General features: G+C 67.5%; 7 protein-coding genes and 1 riboswitch. Of the genes, 5 read left to right on the top strand and 2 right to left on the bottom strand.

Going from position 1 to position 10104, the window contains the following annotated elements:
- Nucleotides 1-152 precede the first annotated feature (152 nt).
- Together HRL41_RS07715 and HRL41_RS07710 are read right to left on the bottom strand one after the other, a co-directional pair.
- Complete coding sequence (locus HRL41_RS07715; RefSeq protein ID WP_172136269.1) at nt 153-1604, bottom strand: UPF0236 family transposase-like protein; 1452 nt, start codon at nt 1602-1604, stop codon at nt 153-155.
- Between the two features lie 136 nt (nt 1605-1740).
- Nucleotides 1741-3042, bottom strand: coding sequence for an ArsB/NhaD family transporter (locus tag HRL41_RS07710; RefSeq protein ID WP_172136268.1), 1302 nt, complete (start codon nt 3040-3042; stop codon nt 1741-1743).
- Nucleotides 3043-3159: 117 nt separating this feature from the next.
- On the opposite strand from HRL41_RS07710, the gene HRL41_RS12135 reads away from it, so the two are divergent.
- The 5 genes from HRL41_RS12135 (at nt 3160) to HRL41_RS07685 (ending at nt 10064) form a co-directional block, all read left to right on the top strand.
- Complete coding sequence (locus tag HRL41_RS12135; RefSeq protein WP_172136267.1) at nt 3160-5592, top strand: MurT ligase domain-containing protein; 2433 nt, start codon at nt 3160-3162, stop codon at nt 5590-5592.
- A gap of 192 nt (nt 5593-5784) precedes the next feature.
- Entirely contained in the window at nt 5785-7362 is a 1578-nt protein-coding gene (locus tag HRL41_RS07700; protein ID WP_172136266.1) for an LCP family protein, read from the top strand.
- A complete protein-coding gene (rlmH, locus tag HRL41_RS07695) occupies nt 7359-7829 on the top strand; it encodes a 23S rRNA (pseudouridine(1915)-N(3))-methyltransferase RlmH (protein WP_172136265.1) in 471 nt (156 codons plus the stop codon). The genes HRL41_RS07700 and rlmH overlap by 4 nt, the downstream gene beginning before the upstream one ends.
- Before the next feature lie 268 nt (nt 7830-8097).
- Nucleotides 8098-8883, top strand: coding sequence for an exodeoxyribonuclease III (locus HRL41_RS07690; protein WP_172136264.1), 786 nt, complete (start codon nt 8098-8100; stop codon nt 8881-8883).
- A gap of 174 nt (nt 8884-9057) precedes the next feature.
- A riboswitch (FMN riboswitch) is annotated at nt 9058-9221 on the top strand.
- A 213-nt stretch (nt 9222-9434) separates the two neighbouring features.
- The gene (locus HRL41_RS07685; protein WP_165171311.1) at nt 9435-10064 is read left to right on the top strand and encodes an ECF transporter S component; all 630 of its coding nucleotides are present in this window, start codon (nt 9435-9437) and stop codon (nt 10062-10064) included.
- Nucleotides 10065-10104: the final 40 nt, after the last annotated feature.

Below are 10104 nucleotides of genomic sequence, written 5' to 3'. Positions count from 1 at the left end.
TCTTTCTCGATTCTTGGTCGATAAGAGATTAGGGGAGCCCCCTTCGCCTCGCTCCGGCTCGTCGGCCAGCCTGGCGGCTGCCCTCGTCGCCGGAGTCGCTATACCTCCCCAAAAACGTTACGCCGTGACGGCGTGAAGTTGATGGGGGCAACTTACCCCTGCATGGCGATCATTCCTGAATCGAGTCCTGCCGCGTAGCGCACCTCGGCGGACAATCCCGTTACCGAAGCGCGATGCGGCGGCAGGTAGCCGCTGCCCACGGATTTTACCACCTTGCTGGCGCCACCGGCCTCGAGGGACGCCAGGATCCTGCCCTCGCTTCTGCGGGCGCGGCGCCTGGTGACGGACCGGGCCCTCGTCAGGCGGGGCACCTCGCGCCTCGAGCTGCGGCGGCTGATCACGCGGGCCATCGCGGAGGCCCCGGCTGCCGACCACGCGCAGGGCACGCTGTCCATTCGGGCACCGTAGAGGTGCTGGTTCTCGGACTCCATGGTGCCGAGCGAGGGACCCTCGGCGGCGATGACGCCGGCGTTGTTGCGCAGGTAGGCGATGACCTGGTCGGTGCGCTTTCCGGGACGCGCCACCCCCAGGTCCCTCATGGCCTCGAGCAGGCATGCGGCCTCCTCCGCCTCGCCGTCGTTCACGACGTCCATCACGTGCCACGCCCCCCTCGCGGCGTCCCTGTCGAAGCACGACAGCACGCAGCGGCTCACGTGGAACGGATCGAGGTGGCCGGCGGTGCCGATCCTCGACGGGAGGAAGTCGACGCCGCGCTTGCACCAGCCCTCGCCGTCTGTGCCGAGGTGGCAGACCTCGACCTTGGACAGGTCGAACCTCGTGCCGATGGCGGCCACGCCCTGCGTCCAGAACTCGCCGGGGGATGCGACGCATCCGTGGTGGACGGCGTCGACGCGCCTGGTCTTGCCTCCGCCTCTCTCCTTGGAGCCGTATGCGACGAGCGCCTTTATCTCGACGCGCTCGGGCCCGCTTCCGGGCGCGCCCTGCAGCCGGATCCACGTGCCGTCGGCCTCGACGAGCAGCTGGGCGGACTCGACCTCCGCATCCGGGACCACGCCGTTCGCGAACAGCTCCTCGGCAAGGGCCGCGTCGTCCTCTGCGCAGAGCTCGCCCGCGCGCCTCAGGGCGTTCATGACGGTGGTGGCGCTCACGCGGGACCCGTTGCGGGCGAGCAGGTTCGCGGCTTTCTGGTAGGAGACGCAGGCCCCGGCCTCGACGAGAAACGACCTGGCAGCCGGCGACACGCGAGCGTTCCAGGGAAGGTCCAGCGCGTCGGCGCAGGGGATGACGGTGTTGCCGAAGCGGTCGCGCACGCGGCGGTAGGCGAAGCTGAGGTCGCCGACCTCGGTGGCGAGGGTCTTCTCGCGCCTGTCGTGCACACTGCAGCCGTCGGGCAGGTCCGCGCAGAGCCCGGCGTCGAGCCTTTCGATGTCGATGGACATGGCCTGCGCTATGACGGCGCGGCCGATGGACACGGCCCTTCCCTCGAAGGACTCGAAGTCGGCTCCCTCTTCGCAGAGGACGCCGAAGAAGATCGGCGCGAGCAAGCGCGCCGCCTCAGATCTCGTCTTTGCTGTATCATTCACGTTCAAGGGTTCTCCTCTCCTTGCTGATCGCGCAAATGCAAGGATAGTGGAGAACCCTTTCAGGTTCATCGCTCCGATTTCCCAGACGGGCCAAGGCCCGCCTTCCAAATCGGAGTTAGGTCAGTCCCCAAAAACTTTACGCCGTGTATCCCGCGACGGGGAAGCGGATGACCAGGTACACGGCGGAGATGACCACGGTCACCATCATGAGCGGGAAGCCCACCTTCAAGAACTGGACGAAGGTGATCTCGTAGCCGTTCTTCTTCGAGATGTCGGAGAGCACCACGTTCGCGCTCGCGCCGATGAGCGAGCCGTTGCCGCCCAGGCACGCGCCGAGCGACACCGCCCACCACAGCGGCATGACGTCCATGCCGGACGACTCCATGGTGAGCAGGATGGGGATCATCGTGGCCACGAACGGGATGTTGTCCAGGAAGCTCGAGACGATGGCCGACGCGAACACCAGCACGAGCATGGTGAGGAACACGTCGCCGCCGGTCACGTCGATGAGCGCCTGGGCCAGCATCTCGATGACGCCGGTCTCGGTCATGGCGCCCACGATGATGAACAGGCCCGCGAAGAACGCCAGCGTGGTCCACTCGACGTTCAGCAGCGCCTTCTCGATGGACTCGCCCGAGATCAGCAGGATCAGCCCCGCCGCGCCCAGCGCGATGATGGAGGACTCCCAGCCCAGCGCGCCGTGGAACATGAAGCCCACCACCACGAGCACGATCATGACGACCGAGATCCTCAGCAGGCGGCGGTTCTCGATGTAGTCAGACGGGTTGAGCCCCATGACGTCGAACACCACGTCGCCGCTGTTCTTCTTGCGCGCGGCGCTCATCTTGCGGCCGTACAGGAAGTAGAACAGCACGATGATCACGGCCAGGATGATCACGACCGCCGGAGCGTCGTAGATGATGAAGTCGGCGAAGTCGAACCCTGCGGCCGAGCCGATCATGATGTTGGGCGGGTCGCCGATGAGCGTCGCCGTGCCGCCGATGTTCGACGCCATGATCTCGGTGATGAAGAACGGGACGGGGTCGACCTTGAGCAGCCTGCACAGCGTGAGCGTCATGGGGCCGATGAGCAGCACCGTGGTCACGTTGTCCAAGAACGCCGAGAGCACGGCGGTGAGGATGACGAACAGCATCATGATCTTCCACGGGTCGCCCTTGGCGATGTGGGCGCATTTGATGGCGAGGTACTCGAAGATACCCGAGAGCTTCACCACCGACACGAACAGCATCATGCCGAACAGCACGCCGAGCGTGTTGAAGTCGAGGTGGTGGATGGCCGTCTCGAAGGGGATGACGCCTATGGCCATGAGCACGACGGCGCCGACGATGGCTACGAGCGCGCGGTGAACCTTCTCTGAGATGATGAGGCCGAGCGCCACGACGAATACGACGACTGAGATGATCTGGCTGGTATCCACGGGGTAGTTCCTGTCAAGCTATGGATCTGTATATCGCGTTGATTATAAGGCTTCTCAGCCGGTCAGGTTATACTAAAAAGACATGCGGTAGGTACGAGGCTTGAATCGAGGGCGTTCATGGGCATGCAGTTCGGCTTGGCGAAGGGCGTTGGCGCCGTGCTCACATGGGGGCTGAGGAGCGTCTTCCACCGTCCGGCGGCCAACACGCCGGGGAAGATCGCGCTGTACGTCGACCCGAAGCTGATCGCGCACCTGGCGCCGCGCCTGCGCGAGGGGTCGGTCGTGGTGGTGGGCACCAACGGCAAGACCACGGTGACCAACCTGATAGCCGACGTGCTCGAGCGCGCGGGCCGCAGCGTGGTGTGCAACCGCACGGGCGCCAACCTCGACTCGGGCGTGTCCACGGTGATGCTGCAGAGCAGGGGCGCCGACTGGGGCGTGTTCGAGAGCGACGAGCTGTGGTTGGCGAAGATCCTGCCGCACCTGCAGGCGCGCTACGTGGTGCTGCTGAACCTGTTCCGCGACCAGCTCGACCGCTGCGGCGAGATCGACCGCATCCAGGACAGCATCGTGGGGGCGCTGGGAACCTCGCCGGACACGGTGCTCGTGTACAACGCCGACGACCCGCTGTGCGCCATGATCGCCGAGCGCGCGGCCGCCCTGCCGGGGCGCGAGCGCACCCGCTCGGTGGCGTTCGGCGTGGAAGCCTCCATGGGGCTTGAGCAGAACGTGGTGTCCGACGCCACCATGTGCCAGCGCTGCTCGTCGATGTTCGAGTACGCGTTTCGCCAGTACGGCCAGCTCGGCATGTACCGCTGCCCGCAGTGCGGGTTTGCGCGTCCCGCCCTCGACTGGGCTGCGCGCGACGTGCGGCTCGGCGCGAGCGGGCTTGCGTTCGAGCTGGCGGGGCCGGGGGCGGCCGGGGGCGCGGAGGCGGAGGGCGCCGCGAGCGTTGGCGCCGGCGCGGCTGCGGTTGACGTGCGCGGCGCCAGCGCTGCCAGCACGTATGCTGCCGACGACGCCGAGGCGGTCGAGGGGCCGTCTTCGTTCCGCGTGAGCGCGGGTTTCTCGGGCGCGTACATGGTGTACAACCTGATGGCGGTCGCGGTGGCCGCGCGCCTGCTCGGCTGCGAGCCGACGTCCGTACAGCGCGCCATCGACGCGTTCGACCCGAAGAACGGGCGCCTGCAGGAGTACGTCGTCGGCGGCCGGCGCGTGCTGCTGAACCTGGCGAAGAACCCCACGGGCTTCAACCAAAACCTCAAGATCGTGGCGCAGGACACCCGCTCGAAGGCGGTGGCGTTCTTCATCAACGACAAGGAGGCCGACGGGCGCGACATCTCGTGGATCTGGGACATCGACTTCGAGGAGCTGGTGGCGCAGAGGGGCTGCGTGGTGTTCGCGGGCGGCATCCGCCGCAACGACCTGCAGGTGCGCCTGAAGTACGCGGGCGTGGAGGCGCAGCTGGTCGAGGGCATGGACGAGGTGTTCGCCGCGCTCGGCGCGCCCGGCGGGGCGGGGCTGCCCGCCGACGCAGGCGTGTACGCGATCGCGAACTACACGGCGCTTCCCGGCGTGAAGGCGAGCCTCGACGCGGTGGCCGGCTCTGCGGCTCGCCGTGCCGGCGATGCCGGCGAAGGGGGCTGCACTGAGCCAGGTCGTGGCGAAGGTGAAGGCCGAGGCGAAGGGGACTTCGACGAAGGTCGCGGCGAGGGCGAAAGCGGCCCGTCGCGCCCGCCTGCGGCGCCCGCCCGCCCTGCCGCCAACGCGGCTGCGCCCGCCGTCGGCGCGATGTCGGAGCTCGTGATAGCCTATATGTACCCCGACCTGCTCAACCTGTACGGCGACGGCGGCAACGTGCGGGTGCTCGAGCAGCGCCTGCGCTGGCGCGGCGTCCCCGTGCGCGTGCAGCGCGTGCGTCACGGCGATTCGGTTGACCTCTCGCAGGTTGACCTGGTGTTCATGGGCGGCGGCCCCGACCGCGAGCAGAAGCTGGCGAGCGAGGGCCTGCTCGCGCTGCGCGACGACATCGCGCGCTTCGTCGAGGAGGACGGCGCGCTTCTGGCCATCTGCGGCGGCTACCAGATCCTCGGCAAGGTGTGGCTCCTCGGTGACGAGGAGGTCCCGGGCCTCGGCGTGGTCGACCTCGAGACGCGCCGCCCCGGCACGTCGGCCGACCGCCTGATCGACAACATCGTCCTGCGCTCGCTGGTGGCGACGCTCCCGGTGGTGGGGTATGAGAACCACGCGGGCCGCACGTACCTGGGCGCGGGCGTGCGCAGCTTCGGCAAGGTGGTGTCGCAGGCGGGGCGCGGCAACAACGACGCCGACAAGGCCGACGGCGTGCTGTACCGCGGCGTGGTGGGCACCTACCTGCACGGCCCGCTGCTTTCGAAGAACCCCGAGGTGGCCGACTACCTGCTCGAACGCGCCCTCAAGCGCCACGCGGCCCGCACGGGCGAGTCGTCCTGCGCGCTCGCGCCGCTTGGCGACGAAGCCGAGAGGGCGGCCAACGCCTCCATGTGCAAGCGCCTCGGCGTGTCCGCATAGTCCCCTCGTCGTGCATATGCCCTGATCGTGGGGAAGTTGTGGATTAGATGGAATCGTCCTGTGGCTTTTCTCGCATAACGGGGGCTCTCGGTTGCCAGATGGTGAGGCGCCCTTCAAAATAAAGTTTCGCATGTTTTCATTTCGGGCAACGTGCGCCATGACAGACGGACTACGAACAGGAGCCTCCGGGCGATGGCAAGATCGTTTGACAGAAACTCATACGGAAGCAGGCGGGATGCGGGCGACTCTTCGCGACCCTCCGTTCAGCCGGAAAAGGTGGCCTCGCCAGGTCCTCGCCGCAGGAAGGATGCGGCGGCGGCGGGCTCTGCGGCTCCGGCGGAGTTCGCCAGCCCCGTCATCCCCGCCGTTCCTGGGGGCGCGAACGCGGGCGGCAATCCCAACAACCCCTACGCGCGCAGCTCCTACACGCATGACTACGCGCGCGACCGCAAGCGCAGGAAGCGCAAGAAGATTCTGATCGCGTGCTTGGCGGTGGTGCTCGTGGCGGTGCTCGGCACGACGGCCTACGCCCTCACCAAGATGATGAGCATCCAGGGCAACCTCTCGAGCGGCGTCACCCAGGAGACGCTCGACGCGCTTGACAACGTGGAGCCGGGCGATCCCTTCTACATGCTGCTCCTCGGCACTGACAAGTCGCAGGAGCGCGAGAGCGGCGCCGTACTTGACGGCGTCTATCGCGCCGACTCCATCATGCTCCTGCGCATCGACCCGCCGCAGAAGAAGGTCACGGCCATCTCGCTCATGCGCGACACCATGGTTGACATGGGCGAGTACGGCAAGCAGAAGCTCAACGCGGCGTATCCGATCGGCGGCGCCGCCTACACGGTCGAGGTGGTGTCGGAGCTGGCGGGCGTGCCCATCGCGCACTACGCGGAGATCGACTTCGACGGGTTCTGCGAGGTCGTGGACACGATCGGCGGCATCGAGGTCGAGGTGCCCATCGAGATCGACGACCCTGACGCAGGCGGCCATCTCGAGGCGGGCCTGCAGACGCTCAACGGCGAGCAGGCGCTCATCCTGAGCCGCTCGCGGCACGCGTTCGACGAGTACGGCAAGGGCGACGAGTACCGCGCCGCCAACCAGCGCATGGTGATCAGCGCCATCGCGGGCAAGGTGCTCGACTCCGACCTGAGCACCATGGTGTCGACGGTGGAGACGCTGTCGAAGTACGTGACCACCGACATGAGCCTCATGGAGATCCTCTCGCTGGCGAGCAGCATGCGCGGCATGGACATGGCCACCGACTTCTACAGCTGCGTGAACCCCACCACCTCGGAGTACATCGACGGCGTCTGGTGGGAGATCATGGACGAGGACGAGTGGCACGAGATGCTGCGCCGCGTGGAGCAGGGCCTGCCGCCCGTTGAGGAGGACGTGATCGACGAGGCCACGGGCACCGTGATGGCGACGGCCGGCACGGGCGGGAGCGCGAGCGCCTCGAGCGACGGCACCACGACGCCGCGCCGCTCGGGCACGGTGTCGGTGCGCAACGGCACGGAGATCGACGGCGCGGGCGCGGCGGCGGCTGAGAAGATCGGGGCGCTCGGCTACAGCGTGGACGCCGCGAACGCCGACGCCGCCGACTATGCCGAGACGGTGGTCATCTACGAGGACGCCTCCCAGCAGGAGCGCGCCCAGGAGATCGTCGACGCCCTGGGGGTGGGCCGCGCGGTGCTCAACAACAACGAGTACCTGTTCACCACGGACTTCCTCGTGGTCATCGGCGCGGACTGGAGCAGCGTGCAGTGAGGATCAGCGTCGTGGCGGTGGGGAAGCTCAAGGAGCGCTTCTGGGCTGACGCCTGCGCCGAGTACCTCAAGCGCCTGTCGGGCTATGCGAAGGTGACGGTGCGCGAGGTGGCTGACGTCGACCCCGGGCGCGCGGGCGGCGTGGAGGCTGCGCGCGCCAAGGAGGGCGCGGCCATCTTGGCGGCCATCGCGCCTTCCTCGCACGTGGTGCTCATGGCCATCGAGGGTCGGCAGCGCTCGAGCGAGCAGCTTGCGGCGCGCCTCGACGCGCTGACGATCGGCGGTACGAGCGACATCACCTTCGTGATCGGCGGCTCGGACGGCGTGGACGCGGCGGTGTACGCGCGCGCCGACGAGACGCTCTCGTTCGGCCCCGTCACCCTGCCGCACAACCTCGCCCGCGTGGTGCTGCTCGAGCAGGTCTACCGCGCCTTCAAGATCTCGCGCGGCGAGCCCTACCACAAATAATCGGTTCCGTTCGCCCTGACGGGACGAACGGAACGCTCGACGCTGCGGCCTTCTGATGCATTTTTGCCCTGATCAGCAAAGCTCCTCAGGGCGCGCCCTCTCGGGCGCATAGATGGTCCCAAACAGTCCACAGGACTGTTTGCTGCTTGGGGCGCGGCGTTGGCGAAGCCAACTTGGCCCCAAGGCGGGGCTATCTGAAACGCCTCAGAAGCCCTCGCTGACTTTACGAACGACAAGTATGGTTTTGCTACTAGGAAAGGAAATAGACATGCGCCTTGTATCGTGGAACGTCAACGGGTTGCGCGCGGTGCTCAAGAAGGACTTCCTCGAGACGTTCGCCGCGCTTGACGCCGACGTGTTCGCCCTGCAGGAGACGAAGTGCCAGGCGGGGCAGGTGGAGCTCGACCTGCCGGGCTACCACCAGCATTGGAGCTACGCCGAGAAGAAGGGCTACTCGGGCACGGCGGTGTTCAGCCGCGAGGAGCCCCTTCGCGTCCTGCACGGCCTGGGCAACGACTACCTCGACCAGGAGGGACGCGTCGTGGCGCTCGAGTTCGAGGCGTTCTGGTTCGTGGACGTGTACACGCCCAACGCGCAGAACGAGCTCGCGCGCATCGCGCACCGCATGGAGTGGGATGACGCCTTCCGCGACTTCGTCAAGGGCCTCGAGGAGGGGACGCTCCCGGACGACACGACGACATCCCCGAAGCCGGTGGTGATGTGCGGCGACTTCAACGTGGCGCACCAGGAGATCGACTTGAAGAACCCCGGCCCCAACCGCGGCAACGCGGGCTTCTCCGACGAGGAGCGCGGGAAGTTCACCGAGCTCCTTGACGCGGGCTTCACCGACACCTTCCGCCTGCTGCATCCTGACGTGACGGGCGCGTACAGCTGGTGGAGCTACCGCTTCAAGGCGCGGCAGAACAACGCGGGGTGGCGCATCGACTACTTCCTCGTGAGCGACGAGCTGGCGGGCGCCGTGGAGGCCGCCAGCATCTACAGCGAGGTCTTCGGCAGCGACCACTGCCCCGTGGGCCTGGACATCGCGCTGTAGGCGCGACGGGCCGGGTTGCCCGGGGCGGCGGAGCGGCCTGGGGCAGCGGGGGCGCAGCCTGTTGACTTGGCGTTTCAACTTGGCGTTTCCCGTCTCCAGCTCGGGCTGCCCGATGCCTGCGCAGGTACGAGGGTTGCGCGCGCGGCTGGGCAGCCTTACAATGCGCGGTAATGAATTCTGTTTCAGGGCGAGGTGGAAGTCCTCACTGGCGGTATTCGGCGGCGCGCTCAAGCGCGGGCGCCGGGAGTCCGCGACCCTGCCAAGGCATCATGTCGAGGCGGGCTGACCTGGTTAAACTCCAGGACCAACGGTCAAAGTCCGGATGGGAGAGGCAGATTTTGCGAACGCGCCGGGCGCTTCGGGCTCCGCGGCGGCTTGAAGCCGTGCGGGCCTTCCGGCGAACGGCGCGGCGTGCGGCCCTTCGAGGCGTCGGACACGCGCATCGCAATTCTTCGAGCCTTCGTGAATGGGAATTCATGCGGGCTCGTTTCCTTTCAAGGCGGGAGGCGCGACCGACCCAAGCCAGCGCCTTGAAGGGAAAGGAGATCCCCATGGCCGAGCAAGCCCCGAAGGCCCCGAAGGCGCCGCGTGCGCCGCAAGCGCCGAAGACCCCGTACCAGTTCTCGAACACCAACGCGTGGAGCACGCGCCAGATGGTCACCATGGCCCTGATGTGCGCCATTGCCGCGCTGCTACAGTTCGTGCAGATCCCGCTCATCCCCGGCGTGCCGTTTCTGACCTACGACCCGTCGCTCATGCCGGCGATGGTGTGCGGCTTCGCGTACGGCCCGGCGGCCGGCGTGGTGGTCGGCGCGATGGCCGCCGTCATCCACGGGCTCTTGCTCGGCGAGTGGGTGGGCTCGCTCATGAACATCGTGGCCACGCTGTGCTTCGTGCTGCCGGCCGCGCTGCTGTACCGCAGGCGCCGCACCTATCGCATGGCCGTCGCCGGCCTGGCGCTGAGCGTGCTCTGCGCCATCGCGGGCGCCATCGCGGCGAACCTCACCATCGGCGTGGCGTTCTGGTACGGGTCGCTCGACGTGGGCCTGGCGCTCGTGCTTCCCGCGCTGCTGCCGTTCAACCTGGTGAAGGGCGTGCTGAACGCGGTGCTGACGCTGGTGGTGTACAAGGCGGTGTCGAACCTGATCACGCCGAAGAAGGACCAGGTAGTCGGGAAGTAGGAGCCCGCGCGGGCGCGGGCGATGCGAGGCCCGCGTCCAC

The organism is Adlercreutzia sp. ZJ473, from assembly GCF_013185065.1.
Taxonomy (GTDB): domain Bacteria; phylum Actinomycetota; class Coriobacteriia; order Coriobacteriales; family Eggerthellaceae; genus CAAEEV01.
The sequence above is the reverse complement of the archived record's forward strand: the minus strand, read 5'-3'. Positions and strand labels throughout refer to the sequence as shown.

What these genes read in the sequence shown, in the direction of transcription:
- HRL41_RS07685 (WP_165171311.1), top strand. Translation starts at nt 9,435, where the DNA reads ATGGCCGAGCAAGCCCCGAAGGCCCCGAAGGCGCCGCGTGCGCCGCAA.
- HRL41_RS07690 (WP_172136264.1), top strand. Translation starts at nt 8,098, where the DNA reads ATGCGCCTTGTATCGTGGAACGTCAACGGGTTGCGCGCGGTGCTCAAG.
- HRL41_RS12135 (WP_172136267.1), top strand. Translation starts at nt 3,160, where the DNA reads ATGGGCATGCAGTTCGGCTTGGCGAAGGGCGTTGGCGCCGTGCTCACA.
- HRL41_RS07700 (WP_172136266.1), top strand. Translation starts at nt 5,785, where the DNA reads ATGGCAAGATCGTTTGACAGAAACTCATACGGAAGCAGGCGGGATGCG.